Genomic DNA, 25,626 nt, shown 5'->3' with positions numbered 1-25,626 from the left:
TTCCCGGACGGGTGTCTTTTTGTACACTTTGCCACATGCAGACTGCTGACTCCCACGACATGATCCGGGTTCACGGGGCCCATGAGAATAACCTCAAAAATATCTCCGTTGATATTCCCAAACGACGCCTGACCGTATTCACCGGAGTGTCCGGATCAGGAAAATCCTCGTTGGTGTTCGGGACTATCGCTGCGGAATCCCAGCGTCTGATCAATGAAACCTACAGTGCCTTTGTCCAGGGATTCATGCCAACGCTGGCCCGCCCGGATGTGGATCTGCTCGAAGGGATCACCACCGCGATCATCGTGGACCAGGAACAGATGGGGGCCAATCCCCGTTCCACCGTGGGCACCGCCACCGATGCCACCGCCATGTTGAGGATCCTCTACTCCCGCATCGCAGAACCACGTGCCGGTGGCCCCGGCGCGTACTCCTTCAACGTGCCGTCCGTGAGTGCCTCCGGTGGATTCAGCAAGTCCGGTGGCAAACGGGAGAAGGTGGAGTTCACACGTACCGGCGGCATGTGTCCCCGGTGTGAAGGCATGGGACGGATATCTGATATTGACCTGACCCAGATGGTGGATGAGTCGCTGTCGCTTAATGACGGCGCACTGCTCATCCCCGGTTATAAGGCTGGCTCCTGGAGCATGCGGGCCTATGCCGAGTCCGGTCTGTACCCGGCGGATATCCCCGTCGGTGACTTCACTGGGGATCAGCGCCACGCCCTGTACTACCAGGAACCGACGAAAATTAAGTTCAGTGGCATCAATGTCACCTATGAGGGGCTGGTTCCCAAGATCACCAAGTCCATGCTGAGCAGGGACCGTGCCGGTATGCAGAAGCATATCGGTGAGTTTGTGGACAGGGCTGTCACTTTCGTGGACTGCCCGGAGTGCGGCGGCACACGCCTGGCGCAGCATGCATTGGACTCCCGGATCAATGGGAAGAATATTGCTGAGTTATGTGCCATGGAGGTGCGTGATCTGGCGGAGTGGATCACGGGGGTGGATGCTCCATCGGTGGCGCCGTTGATGCGTGGGTTGTCGGAAACACTGGATAATTTCGTGGCGATCGGCCTGGGATACCTGCAGCTGGACCGGCCTACCGGCACCCTGTCCGGTGGGGAGGCACAGCGCACAAGGATGATCCGGCACCTGGGATCCCCCCTGACCGATATCACCTATGTGTTTGATGAACCTACCGCGGGCCTTCACCCTCAGGATATTGAGCGGATGAACCAGCTCCTGCTGGATCTGCGGGACAAGGGCAACACCGTCCTGGTGGTCGAGCATAAACCGGAGACCATCGCCATTGCCGATCATGTCATTGATCTGGGTCCGGGCGCCGGAAGGAAGGGCGGTGAGATCCAGTTTGAGGGCACCGTCGCTGAACTCGAGGAGTCCGATACCGTCACGGGGCGTCATCTCCACGACCGTGCCACGCTGAAAGAATCCTTCCGGTCCCCCACCGGCGCACTCCAGATCAGGGGTGCCAGCCGCAACAACCTGCGTGATGTTGATGTGGATATCCCACTGGGTGTTCTGACAGTGATCAGTGGCGTTGCCGGTTCCGGCAAGTCTTCTCTGGTCCATGGGATTTTCCGCGATGAATCTTTTGTGGTGGTGGATCAGTCCTCCATCCACGGGTCCAACCGCTCGAACCCCGCCACCTACACCGGCATGCTTGATTCCATCCGCAAGGCCTTTGCCAAGGAAAATGATGTGAAGCCTGCACTGTTCTCCGCCAACTCGGAGGGGGCCTGCGCGACCTGTAAGGGCTCCGGTGTGATCACTGTGGATCTGGGCATGATGGCCGGGGTGTCCTCCCCGTGTGAGGTGTGCGAGGGCAGGCGTTTTGATGATGCTGTGTTGGACTACCATTTCGGCGGGCGGAATATCGCCGAGGTGCTGGCCATGCCGGCGGTGTCGGCGCATGAGTTTTTCGGAGCCGCGGAGTCAAGGATCCCGGCTGCGGTGAAGATCGCCAAGCGCCTGGTGGATGTGGGCCTGGGGTACATCACGCTGGGGCAGCCTCTGTCCACGTTGTCTGGCGGTGAGCGTCAGCGCTTGAAGCTGGCCACCCGGATGGGAGACAAGGCCACCACCTTTATTCTGGATGAACCCACCACCGGCCTGCACCTGGCTGATGTCCAGACCCTGCTCGCGCTTTTTGATTCTCTGGTGGAGGCCGGTAAATCCGTCATCATCATCGACCACCACCTGGGTGTGCTGGCCCATGCGGATCACATCATCGATGTCGGGCCCGGAGCCGGTTCCGATGGCGGCCGGGTCATCTTCGAGGGCACCCCGGTTGAACTGATCAACGCCGATACCCCGACGGGCAGGTATCTGAAGGCGTATCTGGCCTAAGCGTCGAACATCCGGAAGGCCACCGCGAATTCCAGGTCCACCCCAACGGCCTGGGAGGCCCCGAGGCGCAGCATCTCGGGAATGAACTCCTCCGGTTTCGGGTGATCGGGAAGCACCCGGAGGTACTCAGCGTGGGCTTTGAGGGATTCCACCCCGCATTCCATGGCGCTGTGTGAGATCCCGGTGACATGGGTGGGGTTGGGCACACCCGCGATCAGGATCTTGGAGGCGCTCCAGGGTTCCAGCCCCTCCTCATCGAGGAGTTCACGCTGTGCCCACGGGTTGGCGGCGTCGCGGGTGGCATCAATGGTGGCCAGGCCCGCCACACGGTGATCAGCCTGGTTGAATCCGCCGTAGGCTTCCACATCGAAGTTCGCGGTGATCACGGCATCGGGTCGGCGCTGACGGATCACCCGGGCGATGTCCCGGCGTAGTTCCAGATTGTAGACCAACATGGAATCCGGGTGGTCAAGAATGATCAGGTCGGAGACACCGACGCAGGCACATGCCGTGCGCTGCTCTTCGGCGCGCAGCGGGCCGACCTTTGCCGGATCCATGCCCTGGATTCCCGCCTCACCATGGGTCAGCAGGAGGTAGGTCACCTCTACTCCGGCATCCGTCCATTCCCGCACCGCCGCTGACAGCCCGTATTCCGGGTCATCGGGGTGGGCGACCACCACCAGCACCCGCTTCCAGGAGCTCCACTCGAGTTGTTGCACTGTTTCCGCATTCGGGTTTGTCATGTCGCCCAGGGTACTGATCAATGTTGCTAGTGGAACAGCGCCATGACGTACATGCCGAAGATCACCAACAGGACCGCACCGTGGACAGCGGTGATCCTGCGGGCGGTGAACGTCACCGCGGTCACCGCGATGGTCATCCCCAGTATCAGCAGGTTGAGCGGGCTCTCAGCCAGCACAACGGGTTGTCCGGTGACCGCTCCGATGATGAGCACCGACGGGATGGTCAGCCCCAGGGTGGAGACAAGCGCACCGTGGGCCAGGTTGATCACCCGCTGGATCTCCGCGCCCCAGGCTGCACGGACGGTGGTGATGGTCTCCGGGAGGAAGACGATCATCGCGATCACCACACCCGCCAGTGCCACCGGTGCGCCCCAGGCAGCCAGGGTGATGTCCATCAGGCCGGCCATGTCATGGGAGAGCCACACGATGGGCAGCACGGTCACCACGAGCACGAGCATCCGGAAGACAACCTCACCACGGAAGGCGGATCCCTGCGGCAACGCTGCAGCCGCATCCTGGAAGTCAGCGGCCTGGGCCCCCATCTGTCGCCAGAGGAAGAACGCGTACAACACGATGGTAGCCACCGCCACGGCGATCCCCTGGCCCCGTAGATACTGGCCATCCACACCCAGAAACACCGGCACGGCGAAGGCCACGGCGGACAGCATCAGAATCAACACCAGGTAGGTCTGTGCCCCGGTGCCGTTGTGCACCAACCCTCCATGCCGGAGACCACCGACCAGGAAGGAAATACCCACCACGAGCGCCATGATGATCATGGACACCGCCATCACGGAATCCCGGGCGATGGTCGCGGACTCCCCCGGCCCCAGCAGCACCGCCACGATGAGAATGACCTCGATGATGACGATGGACAAGGTCAGCACCAGGGAACCATAGGGGTCCCCCAGGATATGGGCCAGGCGCTCAGCTTGTTTCACCACCCCGAAGGAACAGAACAGGATCACGCCGATGATCACGGCGAGCAGCAGTGCGGGTGGCCCCGGAATGGCCACCAGCGCGAACAGTGCGACGGTGACCCACCCGACGATGATGCGGATGAGATCGATTGGATCCAGGCGTGTGGACGGCATGATCGCCAACGCTCCTTGAACACTCGGCGGGGCCGTCCCCAACGGTAGTGGGTTCGCGGGCCGTCCCGCGATCAGGCCAACCCTAGCACGTGATCCACCGCCACATGCCCGGGTCCGGAGAAGTGCACACGCTCCTGTGCCGCCCACATCTCCCACCACGGGGCGTACCCCGGGTCACGCGCCAGGGCGCGCTGCCTCCGCGTTGTTTCCGGCCCCAGGATCCGCACGGTGATCACCGTGCCCACTGCCTCAGCTGCGCTTATCGACGCCCCCGTCACCGCCCCGCACCCTTCAATGATGAGGCTTGTGTGGGCGCGGATCGGCACCCACCTGGCGCGCTGGTTGCGTTCCCAATCCCACCGCCAGAATCCGGGCTGGACAGGGTGCAGCACATCGGTGGCCACCATCTGACTGGCGGCGGCGAGCCCCGCCCACCCCGGGTAGAAATCCTCGAGGTGCACCAGTTGGAATCCGGTCTCCTCGGCGAGTTCACGCGCCAGGGTGGTTTTGCCGGAACCGGACTGCCCGTCGATCAAAATGATGATCATGTACCCAGGAACCTGAAGTAACCGGTCTGGATCGACACCACGATGGCGGTGACGGAGATGGCCAGGCACACGAGGATGACGGCGGCGTCGATAAGCCCGACGGTGGAGGAACGGGCCCAGGTCCTCCCCCGGTGGCGACCGAAACCACGCGCCTCCATGGCGGTGGCCAGTTTGGAACCGCGGCGCAGCGACAACACCAATAACCCGAAGGCCATGGTGAAGAAGTGACGGATCCGCCCCTGATCCGCGATACCGCGGGCACGACGGGAGCGGTCCATGGACTGCCAGTCATCGCGGAACAGCGACACCAACCGACCACCGGCGACGGCGCCGATGACGAACCGTTCCGGCAGGCGTGCGATCTGTGCCAGTCCATCACCAAGGTCGGTGGGGTCCACCCGGGAGATGAGCACCACCACCGGCAACCCGACGGCGAGCACACGCACACCGATCGCCAATGCCAGGGACAGGGAGTTGTCGGTGACGTGGGCGAGCAGGAAACTGAAGTACTCCCTGCCCTCCGGGCGTCCGTAGAGCGCCATGGACAACGCGGCGATCGGTGCGATGAGAAACAGCGGCCAACCGCGTTTGAACAACTGCCTCCAACTGACCCCGGCAAGGGGTGCCAGCAGGATGGTGGCGGCAAGCGCAATGGCTGCGGATACCACATCCACGCTGATCAGCAGCGGGGTGGTCAACGCTATCACGGCGGCGATGCGGGTGACCGGGTTGATACCTTCAATCACATTCACCGCGCACTCACCTCCAGATGGTGATCCCCCAGGGCCGCGATGAAATCCGGATCGTGGGTCACCGAGACGATCGTGGTTCCGGCATCCGTGAGTTCGCGCAGCATCCACACCAGTTCCCGGAACGTCACCGGATCCTGGCCGAAGGTGGGTTCATCCAGGATGAGCAGCTTCGGGGCCGCCACCAGTGCGGTAGCCACCGACAGCCGGCGCTTCTCCCCACCGGAGAGCGTGAAAGGGTTGGCATGCTCCAGATGGCGAAGGCGCAACCGGTCAAGCAGTTCCTCAATGCGGCTGGCGCTCACCGGATCCACGGTGCCCTTGCGTTTACCGGACATGATCTTCGGTCCGACCTCGATCTCATCCCGGACGGTGCGGGCCACGAACTGATGCTCCGGATCCTGGAAGACGGTGCCGATGCGCCGGGCGAGATCCGCGGAACGCCACTGGTGCGGTTGCCTGGACACCCCCTGACGGAGACTGTCCGAGAGGTGCAACTGCCCATCCTTCGGTGGAATGAGACCTCCGATGGTCAGGGCCAGGGTGGTCTTGCCCGAGCCGTTGGCACCGGTGATCACCGTGGAGGCTGCTTCGGGGATTTCAAAGGAACGCGCCGGGCCCCAGCGGGTGAGCAGGTTCTCAGCTGACATCACGGAGGCGGCGGCAGGGTCCCTGCGGGATGGTAGATCTGCAACCCGTGTGAGTTCCCCCGCCGTGATCTCCTGAACGCCCTGATTGTCGAGCCGGAGGATGCGGTCGACGGTTCCGGACCAGAGCTGGTGGCGGTGCTCCACCACGATGAGAGTGGCACCGGTTTCAGCGACCACGCGGTCGACGGCCTCGACCACCTCCCGCTGACCCAGCGGATCCAGGTTGGCGGTGGGTTCATCAAGCAGGATGAGGTTGGCCCCCATGGCGATGACTCCGGCAAGCGCGAGGCGCTGCTTCTGTCCGCCGGAGAGGTGCCGGGTGGGATGATCCAGTGGCAGGGTCAGACCCACCATGTCCAGGGCCCGTTCCACCCGCGGCCAGATCTGTTCCCGCGGAACCTTGAGGTTCTCGCAGCCGAAGGCGACATCGTCGCCGATGCGGGAGGCTATGACCTGGGAGTCCGGATCCTGCAGCACCAGGCCGACGGCGGCGGCGTCGATAAGCAGGGAACCGTAGGTCTCGCCCTCGGTGTCATCACCGAGCACGCCGGCCAGGGCTGCGAGCAGGGTGGATTTACCTGAACCGGAATCGCCGGTGAGCAGAATCCGCTCCCCCGGTTCGATGGTCATGTTGATGCCCTGGAAAGCGGGTTTCTTCCGGGATGCGTGGCGGTAACCGAAGTCCCTGACCGTCACGCGGGTACCGATGGTGGTGGTCACGATGGGTTTAAACCTCCCTGCGCAGCTCGCGGCCGGCGGCGAAACGATCCAGTGCGCCGGTGCGGGCGAGCGCACGCACCAGGAGGAAACCCACGAGACCGGCGAGCAGCGCGCCGGAGATCATCAGGCAGGAGAAGTAGATGATGTTGAAGGCCAGGGACATGGCGAAGTAGGCGCTGAGGACGGCCTCCAGGAGATAGGCGCCGACGCCGGCCCCCATGCCCGCGAGGATCGCCACCGGGAGGGTGAAACGGCGGTAGAGGAACAGTGCGAAGATCAGTTCCGCCCCGAGCCCCTGGGCAATGCCGGAGTATAAGGTCTCAATGCCCCACTGTGAGGCCAGCGCCGCGGAGACGGACGCTGCGATGACCTCGACGAACAGTGCTGCTCCCGGCTTGCGGATGACCAGACCACCGAGGACACCGCCCAGTAACCAGACGCCGGCTGCCAGCCCGCCAAGTCCGGGGGTCAGGGCATCGAAGGCGGTGAACCATGCGTAGCCCACCGAGTTCCACACCACGAAGATCAGTCCGCAGGCCACGCCGAGGACTGCTGCGATGACGATGTCAATGACACGCCAGGTGTGTCTGGTGTTCTTCTTCTGTGCCTCCCTGGTTGAAGGCAGACGTGTATCAGTCATGTTTCCTCCCTATCGCCGGCATTACCCGGATCAGGTTCAACGGTTGTGGCTGCGCCACCTCTCAGCCCGGATTTTCACCGGACACCCGTGCAATTCGATGTATGTACTCAGGTACACCACGTACCGAGGAATTCATGCTAGCGCACCGATGGGTGGGGTTGTCCAATGTCGGTTTGTGGTAGTCAGAGCACAGTGACCGGAACCATCCCCCAAATCCCTTAACCACACCCCTGGGTACACCCTTGCCTGGATGCCGTGGCGTGAGATAACGCAGGATGTGGCGCGTGCCATAGACTATGACAGTTGTTCGCCAGATGAACGCCTTGCTTCACTGCGCCCACCACTCGTATGTTGAGGCGCAGATCACTTAATGCCTTAAAGAATGGAGCCTCCATGAATCACGTCCCAGTAGCCATCATCGGTGCTGGACCGGCCGGTCTCACCCTCGCCCATCTGCTGCACCTGCAGGGTATTGAATCGGTGGTGTTTGAAAGCCGCACCCGCCAGGCTGTGGAGGAGACGGTGCGGGCAGGAATTCTGGAGCAGGGCACCTTGAATCTCATGCGGGAAACCGGCGTGGGCGAACGCATGGAACGCGAAGCTGACCATGACGAGGCCATCGACATCGCCATCAACGGTGAGAACATCCGCATCCCCCTGACGGAACTGACCGGCCACAAGGTGGCCATCTACCCGCAGCATGAGTACCTCAAGGACTTCATTGCCAAGCGCATCTCCGACGGAGGGGAACTGCTCTTTGAAACCACCGTGGATTCCGTGGAGAACTACCAGGGCGATGGCCCGGCGACCATCACCTACACCGATGCAGACGGCACCACCCACCAGCTGAGCGCTGATTATGTGGTCGCCGCCGATGGTTCCAGTTCCCCCTCCCGCTCACTGGTCACCGCTGATGGTGGCATCCGCGCCCGCCATGAATACCCGTATGCATGGTTCGGCATCCTCGTGGAGGCTCCGAAGACCCAGAAGGAACTCATCTACGCCACCCACCCCGAGGGTTTCGCGCTGATCTCCACCCGCACCGACACTGTGCAGCGTTACTACCTGCAGTGCGATCCGGAAGACACTCCCGACATGTGGCCGGATGACCGCATCTGGGAGCAGCTGCACCTGCGCGCTGACTCCCCCGGCATCACCGTCTCAGAGGGAAAGATCTTTGACAAGGCCGTGCTGCGTTTCCGCTCCGCGGTGACCGAACCCATGCAGAAGGGTCGACTGTTCCTGGCCGGCGATGCCGCGCACACCGTCCCGCCCACCGGGGCCAAGGGGCTCAACCTGGCGGTGGCCGATGTGTCCGTGCTCGCACCGGGCCTGACCCGTGCCATCAAGCGTAATGACACCGGTCTGCTCGATGACTACAGCAAGCTCGCTGTCCCGCGCATCTGGAAGGCGCAGCACTTCTCCTTCTGGATGAGCTCGATGCTCCACGCGGTTCCCGGCGAGGACCACTTCGCCACCCAGCGCCGCTTCGCCGAGCTCCGTTCCGTTCTGGACTCCGAAGCTGGCCAGCGTTACCTGGCTGAACAGTATGTCGGGCGCGATCTGCCCCGATTCGACTACTGATAACTAACCACCCACTCACAGGAATCCGGAGCCACCTTCCGTGATAAGCACCTCCCCCGTAACCACCACACCCCGTTCCACAAGGAATGTCAGTGTGGTACTCGGATTACTCTGGTTCGCCATCGTCCTTGATGGTTTTGACCTTGTTGTCCTCGGCGCCACGATCCCGGCCATGCTCCAGGACCCCTCCTGGGATCTTGATGCCGCCCGCGCCACCCAGATCTCCACCCTCGGACTGGTGGGCATGATGATCGGCGCGCTCACCATCGGCTTCCTCACAGACAAGCTGGGGCGTCGACGCGTGATGATCTTCTCCGTGGCGGTCTTCTCCATCTTCACCCTGCTGCTGGCCTTCACCTCTGACATCACCCTGTTCACCTTGTGGCGTTTCATCGCCGGTGTGGGTCTGGGTGGAGCCCTGCCCACGGCGATCGCCATGGTTACTGAGTTCCGCCCCGGCACCAAGGCTGGATCCGCCTCCACGACCTTGATGACCGGTTACCACGTGGGCGCCGTGGCCACCGCCTTCCTGGGCATCCTGCTCATCGAACCCCTGGGCTGGCACTCCATGTTCATCACCGGTGCAGTTCCCGGTCTGATCCTGCTGCCGTTGCTCTACTTCTTCCTCCCGGAATCACCCCAGTACCTGATGGCCAGAGGAGAAGTGGAGAAGGCATCGGAGATCGCCACCGCGTATGGCCTGACACTGGATGATGATCTTGACCGTGAACACGAACAGGAGATCAGCGAATCCGCCTCCCTGTCCGCACTGTTCAAGCCGAGTTTCCGCCGGAACACCCTGGCCATCTGGGGCACCTCCTTCATGGGCCTGCTCCTGGTTTACGGACTCAACACCTGGCTCCCTCAGATCATGCGCCAGGCTGATTACGACATGGGTAATTCCCTCGGCTTCCTGATGGTGCTCAACATCGGCGCCGTGGTCGGCCTGCTCATCGCGGGCAGGGTCGCAGACGCCCACACCCCACGCAAGACCGCCCTGCTCTGGTTTGTCATCTCCGCGGTATTCCTGGCGCTGCTGGCTGTCCGCATGCCCCTGCTGGGCCTGTACGTGGTGGTCTTCATGACCGGCGTGTTCGTCTTCAGTTCCCAGGTGCTCATCTACGCCTTCACCGGGGAGAACCACCCCTCCCAGATCCGCGCCACCGCGATGGGCTTCTCCGCAGGTATCGGTCGTCTGGGTGCCATCTCCGGCCCGCTGCTCGGCGGCATCCTGGTCGGCATGGGCATCGCCTACCCCTGGGGCTTCTTCGCCTTCGCCGCGGTGGGCCTGCTGGGAGCACTGATCTTCTCCACGTCCACCACCCTGCGCAAGCGCGGAACCTCGAACACGGTGGTGCACACACCGGTGTCCTGACAGACAAGTAGAACGCCCCCCTGCCGAACACCCGTTTCTGCGGCCGGGGTGAAGCTCCGCATCACGCCGAATCTGTCGAAGACCTGACCATAGGCCCCACCCCTTGGTGCCTCCCCAAATTTCATGGTCCCTTCCCCGCCGAAGACCTCCTGACAGTGTTTGAGCACTTCAGAGGTGCATCCGTGGAATGTCACATAGGCGGAAATAGTTGCTGCCATGAACTTTCCCGAACCCGGAAGGGGAAGAAAATTTATGAGTGCCATCATCGCGAGTATGACCCACGTCATAATAAGAAATTGACTACAGTGGTACCGCCATGCAGGATTGGCATAACAAACGACAACCGCGGGAGGCCGCCACATGACTACAGCCCAGAGTGAGCTGGACCCCACCACCGGGGTTCCCCTCTACCGGCAGATCAAGGAGATTCTGCGTGCAGAGATCTCCGGCGGCGTGGTGGATGCCAGCACTCCCATGACCGAGGCGCAGCTATTGGACCGTTTCGGGGTCAGTCGCGCACCCATCCGACAGGCACTACGTGAGTTGGCGGATGAGGGATACGTCTACCGCAAACAGGGCAAGGGCACGTTCCCGGTGCCGGGTCGCCGGATCGACCGAGCCGCTAACGTCCGGCCCGGTGCCCTCTATCAGCACCTCACGGAGCAGGGACTGAAAACCTCCACGGCCGTGTCCGCGATCAGCCGGGTGATCCCACCGGAACCCGTCCAGGTGCGGCTCAGTCTTGACGGCGATGAACAACTCCTGCACTTCGTCCGTCTCATCTGGGTGGAGGACACCCCCGTGGCACATTCACGGATCTTCCTGCGGGTGCCGGCGGAGTTTAATCCCAGCCGGGAGGATCTGGAGGCCGGTTCGTCCGCGTTTGAACTCCTCGAGCGGCAATTCGGAATCACGCTCACCCAGTCCGACAACGAAGCCTGGGCCACCGCAGCCACCGAAGAGACCGCTGATCACCTCGGGGTGGCGGTGGGTAGCCCACTGCTGGCAATCGAGACGATTTTCATCACCACGGGTGGTGCTCCAGCGGGTTACCGTCTGGCCATGCACCGCTCCGATGAGTTCAAATACCACTTCATCACCGCGAGTTAACCGCGGGGTAGTCACGCCACTCCCCCCAGAACCCTGCCCAGGATCTCCCCCTGAGCAGGGTTTTTGTTATCCGAGTGAGGTGGGACACCAAATCGGTTGACTTTGGTATAACAACATGCAAAAGTAGGGGAAACGAGTTAGAGAGGTCACATTCCTTAAGACAGTGTGCTGCGGCCCCTACGGCAGAGGTAGCGCTTCCTGGCCCACTGTTTCTTCAACGTCAACTGCCACACAATGACAGGCTCTCCGGGCAAGTCCCCATCCAGCCCGATCCAATGAAGAAAGGTAGTGCCATGCCTGACAACACTCTTGTGGTCAACACAGTCCTCGGACCTGTTCCGGCAGATCAGCTCGGCTACACAGAGGTGCACGCATCGTTGCTGTCTGTGGTTCCCGGCGCGGAATACGCACCCGATATCACCATCAACCGCGCAGAGGTGTTCGAGATCCTCCGCGACAAACTCACCGCCTTCCACAACGCCGGCGGACGGACCATCGTGGATGCCTCCGGCATGTTCCATGGCCGCAACCTGACCATCGCACTCCCCATTCTGGAGAATCTGGCCACCGCCACCGGAGTCAACATCATCGCCTCCACCGGCATGGGCCCAGAGGACATGCTGGGCGGTTATTTCCTCACCCCGCAGACCAATCCCCCCACCCCGTGGCCAGCAGAGAAGTTCGCTGATCTGTTCACCAAGGAGATCACCGAAGGCATGGTGGTCCCCCGCGTGGAGCGTCGCGCCCCGGCTGGCCTGATCGTCACCCTCTCCACAGAGGCAGGCATGACCGCCACGGACGAAAGTCTCCTGCGCGGTGCAGTCCGTACCTCCCTGGCCACCGGTGTCGCCGTGTCCCACACCTTCGGTGCTGATCCACTGGCAGAGATCGATATCGCCCTCGACGAGGGCATCGCGCCGGAACGACTGGTGCTCCGGGGAATCGGGCGTCGAGAAGCGCCTGTCTCTGACATCGCCGCACGCGGCGTCTGGCTGGGCATCGACGGCGCCGGGCAGCCGGCGCTGGTCAAAGAGCTTATCGACGCAGGACACGTGCACCGCATCATCTTAAGCTCCGGAGCCGTCGGCGTGGCCAAGGGCCATGACGCACCGGAAGCCGAGTTCACCACCGTGCTCACCGATATCGTCCCCGAGCTGCTGGCAGCAGGTATCTCACAGGCTGACATCACCCAGATCACTGACACCAACCCCCGCGAACTGCTCGCGGTCCGATAAGGAAAGAGGATCAACATGTCCAAGGTAAATACAGTCCTCGGCCCCATCGCGCCGGAAGAACTGGGATTCGTGGCCATCCACGAGCACATCGGTTACGGCATGCCCGGTTCCGAGCTCGACACCAAGTGGTGGAAGTCCGCGGAGCAGCGCTACGAGGAGACCGTTCCCAAGCTGCGCAAGTTCCACGAATATGGCGGACGCACCTTCGTGGATGCCACCGGCATCTGCAACGGCCGCGACCTCCCCTACTACCAGTCCCTGTCGGAGAAGACCGGCGTGCACATCATCGCCTGCACCGGTTTCGTCGGCGGCGACACCGCACTGGCACACTTCGCCAACGCATCCGTGGAGTACCTCACCGAGGTGTTCATCCATGAGATCACCGTCGGCATCGCCGGCACCAACGCCAAGGCCGGCATCATCAAGGTCGGTGTCTCCCGTGGCGGTCGCATGACCGACCTGGACAAGCGCATCTACCGTGCCGCTGCCCGCGCAGCAGTCCAGACCGGTGTGCCTGTGATGACCCACCTGGCTATCGACGCAGAACCAGCCATCGCCATCTTCCAGGAGGAAGGCCTCGATCTGGACCGCGTGCTCTTCGGCCATGTCGATGACGGCGTCAACCACGCACAGACCCCGACCGCACGCATCCTCGATGTCGGTGGCCGACTGGGCTTTGACACCTTCGGTTATGAAACCGAACTCCCCGACCCACCTTTCTGGGCCCGTCCCCGCAAGGACCGCATGGATCACTTCATGCGTGAACTCAACGCCGGACACGAGGCCAAGCTGCTCGCCTCCGCCGATGCGAACTGTTCCCCTCTCGGTTGGCCAGGTGTGAAGGGCCACACCATCAACTACATCTTCGAGGTCCTCATCCCGGATCTGCAGCGCAACGGTGTGGCAGAAGACGTCATCCACCGGATCTTCAACGATCACGCCCAGGACTTCCTCACCGAGAAGCCCGGCACCGTTCCAGCTTCCAGCAACTAAACCCCCACCCCAGCTGCATCCTCACCCCCTGCTGCCTTAAAGAAAAGGACAAGACCATGAAGACTGAAGACATCAAGAACCTGAAGATCGGTGTTATCGGCGGCGGTTACGCCGGCGCCACCGCAGGCCTGGCACTGGCACAGATCGGTGCCAACGTGAAGGTCTACGAGCAGGCACATGCCTCCGGTGAGGTCGGAGCGGGCATCGGTCTTCGCCCCGCATCCGTCAAGCTGTTCAAGAAGCTGGGTATCTTCCCTGCCATCGAGGCAGTCACCTCCCCATCCGACTACTTCGAGATCCTGGATGCCCAGGGCAACCGCATCAACCTGGAGGAGTGGCCACACCTCTCCGAGGGCGATGAGAAGCACAACACCCGCATGATCCACCGTCGTGACTTCATCGATGCCCTGACCAGCCAGCTGCCAGAGGGCGTTCTCCAATACGGTTACAAGGCTGAGGAGATCACCGACAACGGTGATTCCGCCACCGTGAAGTTCACCAACGGTGAAGTGGAGACCTTTGACATCCTGGTCGGCGCCGATGGCATCAAGTCCAAGGTCCGCACCCTGTGGTCTGATTCCCAGCCGGTCATGCAGGGTGCCCACGCCTACCGCGCCGTCATTGACGGCTCGCAGGGCGAAGGCCTGCTTGTCGACGACAACCTGCGTCTCTACCTCGAAGCCGAAACCGGCCGCATGATCTACTTCCTGCCGCTGCGCCACCGCGGTGAGAACGGTCAGATCTCCTTCGATATCACCGTCCCCCACGATGACCTCACCTGGAACCCAAACGTGTCCAAGGACGAGGTGCTGGAGATGCTCAAGAACTTCGACGAGCGCCTGATCAAGATCGTGGAGAAGCTCGACTGGGAGCAGGTCAACCAGCGTGCCGCAGCCGATATCGATCCGCAGGACAAGTGGAACTCCGACGCCGTTGTCCTCATCGGTGACGCCGCGCACGCCATGCTCCACCACCAGGGTCAGGGCGCGAACTCCGCGGTCATCGACGCCGGTGCACTCGCCGACTGCATCGTCGAGGCCGACACCGTCGCAGAAGCCCTCGCGCTCTACACCGCACAGCGCAAGGAGCCCGTCCAGGAACTGCAGCGCATCTCCCGCGAATCCTGGAATGCTGAATCCGCCGGTGAAACCGCTTTCCCGGAGAAGGACAAAATCGACTACTAAGTCGGAGATCCCCCTTTCCGACAGTTCTTTATGATGGCGTCGTCGCCGCTGCCCACAGGTATCCCACCTGGACAGTGCGGCGGCGCCATCACCGCCCTCACCACCTGAGGGCACGCCGTTTACAGAAAGAAGGCCACACAATGACCCTCCATCCTGAGATCCAGAAAATCGTCGCCCAGATCCCACCGGCATCCACCACCCCACCGAACCCTGCGGATATGCGTGCTTTTGAGGCCGGTAACGTCCCACCACTGGAGCAGCGCACTCCGATCGCCTCCGTCGAGGATTCCATCATCGCGGATGTTCCGGTACGGATCTACGCTGACTCCGACGCACCGAAGGGCACGATCGTGTACTTCCACGGCGGAGCATTCTTCTCCGGCAGCCTTGACACCCATGACCACGTCGGTCGTTCCCTGGCCAAGGAGACCGGTTGGAAGATTGTCTCCGTCGGCTATTCCCTCTCCCCCGAGGTTGCCTTCCCGGTTGCGCTCAATGAGTGCTACGCCGTGGTGCGCGGGGTTGCGGCCACGCTTAACCACGACGAGCCCCTCGCCATCGCCGGTGATTCCTCCGGTGGCAACTTCGTCGCCGCCGTGACCTTCATGGCACAGGATGATGAGTTCGACCGCATCACCCACCAGATCCTCTACTACCCTTCTGTGGATCTGGACTTCGACCAGGAGCGCTGGCCGTCACTGAAGGAAAATGCTGAAGGTTATGGCCTGGAGTACAACGGCCTGGCACCCTTCAACTCCTTCTACCTCGAAGGCGGTGCCGATCCGGCTGATCCGCTGGTCTCCCCCATCAAACGTGAGAACCTCTCCGGCCTGCCCAAGGCATTTGTGGTCACCGCCGGTTATGACCCACTGCGCGATGAAGGCGAAGCATATGCCGAGAAGCTCCGCGCGGCCGGTGTGGACACCGAACTCAAGCGTTATGACTCAGCCAACCACGGCTTCGTGGTCAACTTCACCTGGATCCCGGAGTTCTACGAGGTGTTCCATGACACCTCAGACTTCCTGAACAAGGACTAAAACCTGCCATGAAAACTATCGATATCAACAGCTTTATTGAAGACACCCGAATGGGCAAGCCTCACTTCATGATGCTGTTCTGGTCATGCCTCATCATCATGTTCGACATGTACGACCTGGTTATCTACGGTTCCGTACTACCCAAGATGATGCAGGAATGGGGCATGACCCCCGTTCAGGCCGGCTCCATCGGCAGCATGGGCCCCTTCGGGATGATGCTCGGTGCGATAGTTTTCGGTATCCTCGCCGATAAATTTGGTCGCCGCCGGATCCTCATCACCAGCGTGGTGCTGTTCTCCCTGGCCACCACACTGTGCGCGCTGGCACCGGGAGCCGCCATCTTTGGGGCGCTGCGTTTCATCGCAGGCCTTGGCATCGGCGGAATCCTGCCCACGGTGATCGCCATGCTCACTGACTTCGCCCCTCGGGGACGGGCGAACACCATGGTGGCAATCATCATGTGTTTCTTCTCCATCGGCGGCATTCTTGCAGCCGGAGTCGCGATGATCTTGATTCCGGCTTTCGGTTGGCAGGCCACCTTCTGGGTCGCGGCCATCCCCTTGGTATTGCTGCCCCTGATGGTGAAGCATTTCTATGATTCCCCTCAGACACTGCTCAAGAACGGTCAGACCGCAAAGCTGCGTCACATCCTCCTGGCGGTGAATCCCACAGCTCAGATCCCTGACAACGTCACCTTCACCGGACTGAAGGAGCGCGAACAGGGTTCCCCCATCGGCGCACTGTTCCGAAACAGGCGCGCACTGGCAACTCTGATGATCTGGATTGCCTTCTTCAGTTGCCTGCTGATGGTCAACGGCATCAACACCTGGTTGCCTAACCTCATGGTCACTGCAGGTTTTGCACTCGGTTCCAGCCTCACGTTCATGGTGGTGCTCAACATCGGCGCCATCGTAGGAACCATGGTCATGGGTCAGGTATCAGACAAGGTCGGCGTCAAGGTTGTCCTCGTTCCGATGTTCTTCATCTCCGCCATCTCCCTCACCCTGCTGGGATTCGGCGGCAGCATGGCCATTCTGCTGGCATTGGTGTTCGTTGCCGGCGCTTGCACGATGGGAGCCCAGAACATTTCCTACTCCTTCGTATCCCAGTACTATCCGTCCTTCATGCGATCCACCGCGATCGGCATGGCTTCAGGTGTCGGAAGGATCGGAGCCATCGTCGGACCCAGCTTTGGTGGCGTTTTGCTCACCTATGATCTCCCGGTTCCGGCCTACTTCATCGCCTTTGCGGTCCCTGGTGTGATCGCAGCAATCGCCTTCTTCTTCGTCCCCCTCAGCAGGAAGAAGAAGCAAGAGACCCAGGTACCTGTCGCTAAAACAGGTGAAGCACCAGTTTTGGCTACCTAACCCCCCATTCCCTCACTTTCCTACGGTTCCCCGGACGCGCAATCACCCCTTATTTACCCTGCATCCGAGGAACCGTCGGTCTTCTGCACCCAAAATCCAGAAGCTTTCCCCTCACTCCTACGGAGCCCCTCAATGACTTCCACAACCCCCACCACACTGGCGCAGACTCCCCCGAAACAGGGTTTCTGGAGCTATGAAAACAAACTGGTCACGGTCTTCTTCTTCGCCGTGGGCCTGGTGTTCTTCGACAGACTGATCATCAACTTCCTCATGCCGTTCATCCAGGAAGACCTGGGACTGAACAACGCACAGGTGGGACAGCTCGCCGGTGCCGCCGCCCTGACCTGGGCCATCGCCTCCATCGTGGGTGGCCGAATCTCCGACAAGGTCAAAAGCAAACGCCTCTACCTGGTCATCCTCCTCATCGCCTTCTCTCTTGCATCATTCCTCCAGGGTTTCGTGGGCACCTTCGTCCATCTGATCATCCTGCGCCTGATGATGGGCATGTTCGAAGGCCCCACCATTCCGGTCACCCAGTCCGTGCTGGCCATGGAATCCTCCCCGCACCGCCGTGGATTCAACCTCGGTTTCACCATGAATACCGCCAATGGTCTGTTCGGTGGTGTGCTCGCCCCCATCGTGATCGTTGCCCTGGCTAATATCTTCGACTGGCGCACCGCCTTCTTCTTCACTATTCTCCCCGGCCTGATCATGGCGTTTGTCATCTGGAAGGTCATGCGCGAGCCGGAGGCGGTATCCCCCGAGGCAGTCGAATACGCCAACCCTGATCACAAGGGCGGTCTGGGAGAAGTTCTGCGTAACCGGAACGTACTGCTGTCGATCGTGATGTTCTCCGGCTTCATGGTCTACCTGATCTCCCTGCAGGTCTTTGGTCCGCTGTACCTGACCAATATCCGGGGCTGGACCGCCAGCTCCATGAGCCTCATTCTGGCGGCCTTCGGTGTGGGCACCGCCATCTGGGGTTTCGTGGTTCCCCTGATCTCCGACAAAATCGGCCGTAAGCCAACCGCCGTGATGTTCGGTCTCCTTTCCACCCTGGCTCCGCTCTCCTTTGTCTATGTGGACAACCCGGGCCTGCTGGGTGCCGCGGTATTCGTCTTCGCGGCGGGCATGGGTGTGGGTGGTCTGGCGATGTCCGTGATCCCTGCGGAGTCCGTTCGACCAGCCGTCGCCGGTTTGGCTGTCGGACTGCCAGTGGGTATCGGTGAATTCGTCGGTGGCTTCCTCAACCCCGTGATCACCGGTGCCATCGCCGACCAGTATGGTCTGGCCTCTGCGCTGTTCATCTCCTCCGGCGGTGCACTGGTGGCCACCTTCTTCTCACTGTTCCTCCGCGAGTCCGCACCGAGCAAGGCGAAGGTGACAGCCACTGAGGACGCCACAGTCACGCTGTAAGCATCCCCGTTGTTTCATCCGCTGTGGGGGATCTGATCCGTATCAGTAGATATGGATCAGATCCCCCACATTGAGGTTATTGAAGTAGACCTCTGCGTCACCGGGGGCCAGGCGGATACACCCGTGGGAATCCCCCTCCGGATCGCCCTCATGGAAGGCATGGCCCACGTTGGTGAAGTACACCGCATACGGCATCGGTGCCATGTTGAATACATAGGAGACATCATCGATAACCTTGCGGGAGACATGGAAACTCGCGCGAGGGGTTTCATAACCCGGGCCTCCCTGCCCGATCGGTACGGCTCCATAGGTGACTTCCCCGTCCACCTGCAGCCAGGCGCGTTCGCCATCAAGATCCACACATGCCCGGGCAATCGGTGGGCAGTCCCCGTAATCGAAGGGGACCGGCTCCACGATCTCGGGTTCAACAATCTGCTCGACCACAGGTACCGGGACCGTGGTGGAGATCGGAGTTGGCGTGGTGGCAGGAGATGCTTTCGTCGCTCCCGCACTGTCAACCGGTGCATCATCGCCCACCACAGTGGCAGCGAAGATGACACCGGCCACTGTGCCAGCGGCGATGGTACTCATGGTCAGGGCGCCAAGACGCGAGGAAAACATGCTGGTCAGTTTAGGGAGGGCTGCCAGCTTTGTCTCGGCAATGGGAAAGTCCGGGGGGACGGAAGAGTTATTCGTGGGCAAGCATCCCTATGCCTTGAGGTACCCGTGAAGGGTGGTGAAGAAAGGCGAGGGCTCCAGAGTCGGATCACCCTCGTAACCGAGGTGATCGGCGATCGCCGCGAACGGCGAATGGGGGGACTCCGATGCTGCAGCTCCGAGGGTGAGCGCCGCGTCGCGGACGCGGGCTTCGATATCAACAGCCTCCTGCAACACCCGGGCGGATTGTTCCCGGTCCAATTCGACGGGATACGGATCGCCAGCGGCCGACCGGAAGGGGTGGCCGAGGAACATGCGGTTCGGGGTCTCCTCCTGAATCCGCAGCAGGGAATCCCTGTAGGCGTCCGGGGCCTCATAACCCGGGAAACCATTGGCGGCACCGTGGATCTGTACGGCATCGCCGACGAAAACATCGTTCTGTCCCTCAACCACGTAGGCCACCGAACCACCGGTGTGGCCCGGGGTATGCACAACCCGCACTTTCACACCGCCGAGGTCAAGCACTTCCCCACCCTTGACGATCACATCAGGGGTCATCTCCCCGGAGATGGCATGCTCCATCATCGCGGTCTGTTTGGTTTCAGCATCTGGATCATCAATGTAGTTGGCCCGCAGGTTGAGGTAGTTCTCCACATGTGCGCGACGTCGCTGCAGGTAGTCCACATCATCTTCGTGGATGACCACCTTGGCGTTGCGTCCGGTCATCTCCCACAGCGCAACGGTGCCGCCGAGGTGGTCGATGTGTCCATGGGTGAGCAGAATCCACTTCACATCCTTGATGTCACGACCGAGTTCTGCAAGGCCATCGGCAACGCCCTGGGCAGTGGCGGTGACGCCGGTGTCCACCAGTGCCAATTCAGGAGCATCAATGAGAAACGTGTACAGACCGAATCGGCCCCAGGGCGCGTAGATGGAATGGATGGGAGTGGGTTGTCCTGCAGACTGGGTCATGGTCATTCTCCTTGGATTGGACGGTGTGTTCCAGAGTATAAAGTCGATGAAAACCTTGCACGGATCACTTTATTATAATAATATACCCTTATCACCCTTTTGGGATCACCCCAACGGTTTCACAATCTCAAGGAGCCCCACATGAGCGAAATTACTTATTTCAACGCCGGCGGCCAGAACATCCGCATCCGCAAGGATCTCTCCATCCCCATGCGCGACGGTGTCACGCTTGCCGCCGATGCCTACGAAGCTGATGTGGACAAGCCCCGTCCCGCCCTGGTTGCCCTCTCCCCCTACGGCAAGGAACTCCAGGCACTCGCCCTGACCACCCCACCCCAGCGTCGCCCCTCCCCACTCTGGGACGGTTGCATCGAGGCTGGCGATATCGCCCGCATCGTCTCCGAGGATTATGTCCACGTCATCGGCGATCTACGCGGTTCCGGTGCTTCCGAAGGCGAACACATCGGCAACTACAACGCCGGTGGCGTCTCCCTCGGCGAGGATGCCTATGACTTCATCGAGTGGGTAGCTGAACAGCCCTGGTGCGACGGTAATGTGGGCATGGTCGGCATCTCCTACTTCGGCTCCATGCAGGTGCTGGCGGCCGCTGAGCGCCCGCCACACCTCAAGGCCATCTTCGTCTCCGGTGGCCACTATGATTTCTACGAAACCACCTACCACGGTGGCATCATGTGGTTCATGCCCCGTGCCGCACGCGAGGGCCGCGGCGGCGACTCCGGCTGGGCCTTCACCGACGGTGTGAAATCCCGCATGATCGAGGAGTTCAGCCCAGAGGAGCTGCGCGCCAAGGTTGAGGAGCGCCTGCAGGATCCCGATATCCAGGCCTGGCCCAACCTCGTCCACACCCTCAACTACCCGAAGAACCATGAGGCCTGGTTCGACATCGTGATGAACCAGTTCGATGGCGAGTGGTACGAGGAAAGAAATCCCAATGAACTCGCGCACAACATCGACATCCCCGTCTGGCTCCAGCTGGATCAGGGCCGCGGTTGGACACTGGATTCCACCATCGAGGTATTTGACAAGGTCAAGGGCCCGAAGAAGCTCACCATCGGCGCATACCCACCGATGCAGTCCCGCCCGTTCATCGAAGAGCACGACAAGATGTTCGCCTGGTACGACTACTGGCTCAAGGGCATCGACAACGGCATCATGGATGAACCCCAGGTGGATGTTTTCGTGGAAGGTTCCCGCGAGACCATCACCGCCGACCAGTGGCCACCCAAGGAGATCGAGTACAAGGATCTCTTCCTGCGCCCCCGCCACAAGCTCTCCACCGAGCCGGAAACCATGAACACCGAATACGCCGCTCCGGATGGTTTCTACCAGGCACCACTGACCGTCACTGATGATGTGCAGATCCTGTCCTGGTCCACCCCGGTATTCACCGAGGCCACCGAGATGATCGGCACCGGTGCCGCCCACATCTTCGCTGAGATCGACCAGCCGGACACCAACTTCATCCTCCGCCTCTGGGATTACGCCCCCAACGGCAAGCGCCAGCTGATCACCACCGGTTACCTCAAGGCCAGCCACCGCGAACTGGATGAGGAACGCACCACCCACGGCAGCCCGTACCACCCGCACACCCGCGAGATTCCGGTTGAGCCCGGCAAGATCGAGGAATACGTCATCCGCCTCTACCCATTCGCTGCATCCTTCCAGCCCGGCCATAAGCTCACCGTGGAGCTTTCCAACGCGGAGCCGCTGGTGGATGACCACAACTCACTTCTCCCACCAGATGCTTTCCACCTTCCGGTCGGTCGCCCGGTAGCCCACAAGATCTACCGCGACGCCCAGCACCCATCACGGCTGGTGCTGCCTTTCACCAAGGCATAAAAACACGCTTGTCGACGCCAAGACCCCCTCGCCACATGGATTCACATCCTGTGACGAGGGGGTCTCGTGCGTGGTGATCAGCTAGAAGAATCCAGCGAATAGTCCAACGTTGTTAGCTAAGAAGGCAGCGATACCGCCAATAGCTGCGAGAACAGCGACGATCGCCGCCACCATGCCGAAGTTGTTTCCTCCCCCATCACCGGGATCCGGGGTGTCAGTTGCGGTGGCGGTCGGTGTCACTGTCACAGTGACCGTGGGTGCCACTTCTGTGACGGTTTCTGCCGGCAACTGCACCGTGGTGGTGACCGGCCCTTCCGTCACCGTTGTGGTGGCTCCGGCCACGGTCGTGGTGACCGGAGCCGGGGTTTCAGACACCGTGACCACAGGCGCGGTAACCGTGGTGGTGAGAACCGGTGCCGTGACAGTGGTGGTGAGAACCGGTGCCTCGGTGATGGTCACCGGTGCTTCAGTCTGCGTCGTGGTGGTTCCAGCCACGGTCGTGGTGACCGGAGCCGGGGTTTCAGACACCGTGACCACAGGCGCGGTGACGGTGCTCGTGACCGGCGCGACGGTAGTGGTGACCGGGGCCGGTGTGGTTGTGGTGGTGAGAACCGGTGCCGTGACAGTACTGGTCACCGGTGCCACAGTGGTCGTGGTCGGCGCGGGAGTCACTGTGGTGGTTGTCGGTTGCGCAGTGGCCGTTGTCGTGGGCGTCACCGTTGTTGTGGTGACCGGGCCTGCAGCAGGCAGATCACCTGCCCGGTAGAGGGTGAGGCAGCTCTGGGCCGCCCAGAGAACGGCAGTCGGGGACATGACCGCGTCATATTTTACCTTTGCCGGAGCAAGTACCTCAAGGCGCGCCTCTACGAAAGGTCGCAGTTTCGAATCGTCATCCAGATTGGGCCGAAATGCTCCCACCGGCATCCCAGCGGTCAGTTCAACATAGGCGTCGACAGCTCGAAGGCTGGTTTGCTGCATTGTCCAGTCTGCACCGATCGGAACAACTGGGGCGCCAGAATTCGGATAAGCGCCCATCTGTGCCTTGGTCCATTCAGGTGCGAATTCAACATCCATGGAGGCCCCGGTTGTCACCAGACTTTGCAACCCCTTGTAGGTATCGGTTCCCTCGACGGCAAAAAACCTCGCCTCATACGGGGTGAATCCAACCTCGAGGAGTGGCTCGAACGGGAAAACAGCCATCGAGATTCCCTGCGCGTTTAATTCATCAAATCTTTCATAGTGCACAGAGAACTCCGGAAAGGCTGCACGCAGTGCGCCCTGCATCACCAGATACTCATCCAGCTGCGCCTGATAATAATCCTTGGTGACCTGTACTTCATTGGGAGTTGACTGGGAGACACAGATGGAGCGATCGTTCCTCTGCTCTCCGTAGAACTGGACCGCAGTGGCGGTCGGAGCAACCGACACTGCTGCGGTCACGAGGCTGACGGTGGTCAGGGCTGCGATGATCTTCGAGCGGTTCATAGATTCCTTCATTCTGGTTTCCCACAAACAATGCAGATTTTCAACCGGGTTCTTCCAGCTTCACTACAGCCAAGCCCCAGCAAGAATGAAGACTACACATCTGCTGCCCCACTTATTTGCCCCAGAAAGTAGTTTCACCCCCGGAACCACCACTGAGTCCCCCGTGCCCGCCAGGTGGGACATGTCAAAGGCTCTACCATGGTGCACATGAATCTGGTTTCCCATGCGCACATGGTGGCGATGGATTTTCTCGGCTCCAACCCTGAGTTCCCCTTCGGAGCCGACACTGCGGTATTCAAAGTGAAGGGCAAGATGTTCATGTACGTGTCTGAACATCAGGGCCAGGACATTGTGACGGTGAAATGCGACCCGGAGATGTCCGGGGAACTACGACGGGCCTTTGACTCAATCACACCGGGGTATCACATGAACAAGAAACATTGGATCACCATCACCGAAGAGCCCGGCATCACGCAGGAGATGCTGGCGGGACTGATCGAGGATTCCTACCAGTTGGTGGTGGAGACACTTCCCAAACGCCTGCGCCCACCGGCCTAGGACGGTGGGCGACAGTCGGGGTTTCGTCGTCAAGCAGGGTTTGTGTTTTTAGTTGGTGATGGTCACCTGCATGGAGTCATAGGGGCGGGAGAAGTTGTTGAGGCGTGGCACCACATCGGTGACGGTAAAGCTCTCAACGTTGCGCAGCCAGGCTTCCATGAGTCCGTTGATCTCGAGCTTGGCCAGGCCCTGACCGGCACAACCGTGGATGCCGTAGCCGAAACCGAGGTGATCAACCGGGTTGCGGTCGATGTCGAAGACATCCGGATTCTCATACTTCTGCTCATCGCGGTTGCCTGAACCGTAGAGCAGGGCAACCTGACTGCCTGCAGGGATGATCGTGCCATCCACCTCGACATCACGGGTGGCCAGTCGACCAAAGGCGGGCGCCGGGGTACGGAAACGCAGGGTCTCCGCCACCGCTGCGGGGATCTTCTTCGGATCCTCGCGGAGGGCCGCGTACTGCTCAGGGTATTCAGCCAGCAGCTGGATGACATTGCCGATGGTGGCAATGGTGGTGTCCATGCCGGCCGCGAGAATCTGGTGGACCAGGTAACCGAAGCTCTCCGGAGCGATCTCACCACGCTCAGCGGCCTGCCAGACGGCGCGGCCGATGCTGCCCTCGGCGAGGTCCTCGCCCTTCATGTCCTCATGGGTCCAGGTGAACAGCTCACCGGCGAGCGGGAAGGACTCCTGTGCGCGCTGATTGAGCGGTCCGAGCAGATTGAAGGCGGCTTCTCCCCATGGGAGGATGCTGTCACGCTTGTCGCCCTGGACACCGATAAGATCCAGCACCACAGAAACCGGGAATGCGACAGCGAGGTCCTTCATGCCGTCAAAGGTCCCCTTCTGGATAAGTTCCTTCACGAGCGCATCTGCGTCCTGGTTGATGACATCCTTGAGGGATCGCAATGCACGTGGCGAGAGGTTGTCGGTGAGGATGGCGCGCAGTTTCCCGTGCTCCGGTGGGTCAGCCGCCAGGCTGGTTCCGGAGAGGATCTCATTCATCTGCGGATTGAAGGCAACCTGCTTGGATGAGAAGGTGGCTGGATCGGAGTTGGCTTCCCGGATGGCCTCATAGCGGGTGATGGCATAGGACTCATTGGCTGGGAGGTAGACAACGGTGCCGAGTTCGCGGAGTTCGGCGTAGACCTCTTCGGTGTTGGCGAGGGTGTGATCGGAGAAGAGATCATGCTCGGATACCGGTGTGGTTGCAGTGGTCATCAGAACTCTTTTCAAAGTGGGGCCCATGCTGTGATGCGGTTGGGCGTGGCTGCGTG

General features: G+C 61.2%; 22 protein-coding genes and 1 riboswitch. Of the genes, 12 read left to right on the top strand and 10 right to left on the bottom strand.

All coding sequences use genetic code 11. The annotated features are described in order from the left end of the window. The first annotated feature begins 35 nt into the window (after positions 1-35). Entirely contained in the window at positions 36-2,369 is a 2,334-nt protein-coding gene (locus CFAEC_RS04855) for an ATP-binding cassette domain-containing protein (protein ID WP_290279334.1), read from the top strand. On the opposite strand, the gene CFAEC_RS04850 is transcribed toward CFAEC_RS04855, so the two are convergent. The 6 genes from CFAEC_RS04850 to CFAEC_RS04825 form a co-directional block, all read right to left on the bottom strand. Continuing rightward, a complete protein-coding gene (locus CFAEC_RS04850) occupies positions 2,366-3,112 on the bottom strand; it encodes a PIG-L deacetylase family protein (protein WP_290279332.1) in 747 nt (248 codons plus the stop codon). The genes CFAEC_RS04855 and CFAEC_RS04850 overlap by 4 nt on opposite strands. Positions 3,113-3,138: 26 nt before the next feature. Beyond that, the gene (locus CFAEC_RS04845; protein ID WP_290279331.1) at positions 3,139-4,206 is read right to left on the bottom strand and encodes a calcium:cation antiporter; all 1,068 of its coding nucleotides are present in this window, start codon (positions 4,204-4,206) and stop codon (positions 3,139-3,141) included. 71 nt (positions 4,207-4,277) lie between these two features. Next, positions 4,278-4,754, bottom strand: coding sequence for a nucleoside/nucleotide kinase family protein (locus CFAEC_RS04840; RefSeq protein WP_290279330.1), 477 nt, complete (start codon positions 4,752-4,754; stop codon positions 4,278-4,280). After that, positions 4,751-5,506, bottom strand: a complete 756-nt coding sequence (locus CFAEC_RS04835; RefSeq protein ID WP_290279328.1) for an energy-coupling factor transporter transmembrane component T family protein — start codon at positions 5,504-5,506, stop codon at positions 4,751-4,753. The genes CFAEC_RS04840 and CFAEC_RS04835 overlap by 4 nt, the downstream gene beginning before the upstream one ends. Then, positions 5,503-6,873: an ABC transporter ATP-binding protein gene (locus CFAEC_RS04830; RefSeq protein ID WP_290279326.1), complete on the bottom strand. Its 1,371-nt coding sequence runs from the start codon at positions 6,871-6,873 to the stop codon at positions 5,503-5,505. The genes CFAEC_RS04835 and CFAEC_RS04830 overlap by 4 nt, the downstream gene beginning before the upstream one ends. A gap of 7 nt (positions 6,874-6,880) precedes the next feature. After that, complete coding sequence (locus CFAEC_RS04825; protein ID WP_290279324.1) at positions 6,881-7,513, bottom strand: ECF transporter S component; 633 nt, start codon at positions 7,511-7,513, stop codon at positions 6,881-6,883. After that, positions 7,503-7,612, bottom strand: a riboswitch (TPP riboswitch). Its footprint overlaps the gene before it by 11 nt. 294 nt (positions 7,613-7,906) lie before the next feature. Here CFAEC_RS04825 and CFAEC_RS04820 point away from each other — a divergent pair. The 9 genes from CFAEC_RS04820 to CFAEC_RS04780 all read left to right on the top strand — a co-directional run bounded on the left by CFAEC_RS04820 (position 7,907) and on the right by CFAEC_RS04780 (position 18,814). Next, on the top strand, positions 7,907-9,097 hold the full coding sequence (locus CFAEC_RS04820; protein WP_290279323.1) for a 4-hydroxybenzoate 3-monooxygenase: 1,191 nt from the start codon (positions 7,907-7,909) through the stop codon (positions 9,095-9,097). A gap of 94 nt (positions 9,098-9,191) precedes the next feature. Beyond that, positions 9,192-10,472, top strand: a complete 1,281-nt coding sequence (locus CFAEC_RS04815) for an MFS transporter (RefSeq protein ID WP_290279321.1) — start codon at positions 9,192-9,194, stop codon at positions 10,470-10,472. A 360-nt stretch (positions 10,473-10,832) separates the two neighbouring features. Continuing rightward, positions 10,833-11,582, top strand: a complete 750-nt coding sequence (locus tag CFAEC_RS04810; protein WP_290279319.1) for a GntR family transcriptional regulator — start codon at positions 10,833-10,835, stop codon at positions 11,580-11,582. Positions 11,583-11,875: 293 nt separating this feature from the next. Then, complete coding sequence (locus tag CFAEC_RS04805) at positions 11,876-12,817, top strand: phosphotriesterase family protein (RefSeq protein WP_290279317.1); 942 nt, start codon at positions 11,876-11,878, stop codon at positions 12,815-12,817. A 15-nt stretch (positions 12,818-12,832) separates the two neighbouring features. Beyond that, on the top strand, positions 12,833-13,810 hold the full coding sequence (locus CFAEC_RS04800) for a phosphotriesterase family protein (RefSeq protein ID WP_290279315.1): 978 nt from the start codon (positions 12,833-12,835) through the stop codon (positions 13,808-13,810). Between the two features lie 56 nt (positions 13,811-13,866). Then, positions 13,867-14,994, top strand: a complete 1,128-nt coding sequence (locus tag CFAEC_RS04795; RefSeq protein ID WP_290279314.1) for an FAD-dependent monooxygenase — start codon at positions 13,867-13,869, stop codon at positions 14,992-14,994. 140 nt (positions 14,995-15,134) lie between these two features. After that, positions 15,135-16,031: an alpha/beta hydrolase gene (locus CFAEC_RS04790; RefSeq protein WP_290279312.1), complete on the top strand. Its 897-nt coding sequence runs from the start codon at positions 15,135-15,137 to the stop codon at positions 16,029-16,031. 8 nt (positions 16,032-16,039) lie between these two features. Further along, positions 16,040-17,398: an MFS transporter gene (locus CFAEC_RS04785; RefSeq protein ID WP_290279311.1), complete on the top strand. Its 1,359-nt coding sequence runs from the start codon at positions 16,040-16,042 to the stop codon at positions 17,396-17,398. 132 nt (positions 17,399-17,530) lie between these two features. Further along, positions 17,531-18,814, top strand: a complete 1,284-nt coding sequence (locus CFAEC_RS04780) for an MFS transporter (RefSeq protein ID WP_290279309.1) — start codon at positions 17,531-17,533, stop codon at positions 18,812-18,814. Between the two features lie 42 nt (positions 18,815-18,856). Here CFAEC_RS04780 and CFAEC_RS04775 read toward each other — a convergent pair whose 3' ends face one another. After that, complete coding sequence (locus CFAEC_RS04775) at positions 18,857-19,435, bottom strand: L,D-transpeptidase (protein WP_290279307.1); 579 nt, start codon at positions 19,433-19,435, stop codon at positions 18,857-18,859. A gap of 87 nt (positions 19,436-19,522) precedes the next feature. Continuing rightward, the gene (locus tag CFAEC_RS04770; RefSeq protein WP_290279305.1) at positions 19,523-20,443 is read right to left on the bottom strand and encodes an MBL fold metallo-hydrolase; all 921 of its coding nucleotides are present in this window, start codon (positions 20,441-20,443) and stop codon (positions 19,523-19,525) included. A gap of 141 nt (positions 20,444-20,584) precedes the next feature. Between CFAEC_RS04770 and CFAEC_RS04765 the strand changes: the two genes are divergently transcribed. Beyond that, positions 20,585-22,303, top strand: coding sequence for a CocE/NonD family hydrolase (locus CFAEC_RS04765; RefSeq protein WP_290279303.1), 1,719 nt, complete (start codon positions 20,585-20,587; stop codon positions 22,301-22,303). 81 nt (positions 22,304-22,384) lie between these two features. Here CFAEC_RS04765 and CFAEC_RS04760 read toward each other — a convergent pair whose 3' ends face one another. Further along, positions 22,385-23,788 (bottom strand): hypothetical protein, encoded by a 1,404-nt coding sequence (locus tag CFAEC_RS04760; RefSeq protein WP_290279301.1) that lies wholly within the window; start codon positions 23,786-23,788, stop codon positions 22,385-22,387. A 207-nt stretch (positions 23,789-23,995) separates the two neighbouring features. Between CFAEC_RS04760 and CFAEC_RS04755 the strand changes: the two genes are divergently transcribed. Next, the gene (locus tag CFAEC_RS04755; protein ID WP_290279300.1) at positions 23,996-24,346 is read left to right on the top strand and encodes an MmcQ/YjbR family DNA-binding protein; all 351 of its coding nucleotides are present in this window, start codon (positions 23,996-23,998) and stop codon (positions 24,344-24,346) included. A 48-nt stretch (positions 24,347-24,394) separates the two neighbouring features. Here the strand turns inward: CFAEC_RS04755 and CFAEC_RS04750 are convergent, their stop codons facing one another. Beyond that, the gene (locus CFAEC_RS04750) at positions 24,395-25,570 is read right to left on the bottom strand and encodes a cytochrome P450 (protein ID WP_290279298.1); all 1,176 of its coding nucleotides are present in this window, start codon (positions 25,568-25,570) and stop codon (positions 24,395-24,397) included. Positions 25,571-25,626: the final 56 nt, after the last annotated feature.

The sequence above is a fragment of the Corynebacterium faecale genome, from assembly GCF_030408735.1.
Classification (GTDB): domain Bacteria; phylum Actinomycetota; class Actinomycetes; order Mycobacteriales; family Mycobacteriaceae; genus Corynebacterium; species Corynebacterium faecale.
The sequence above is the reverse complement of the archived record's forward strand: the minus strand, read 5'-3'. Positions and strand labels throughout refer to the sequence as shown.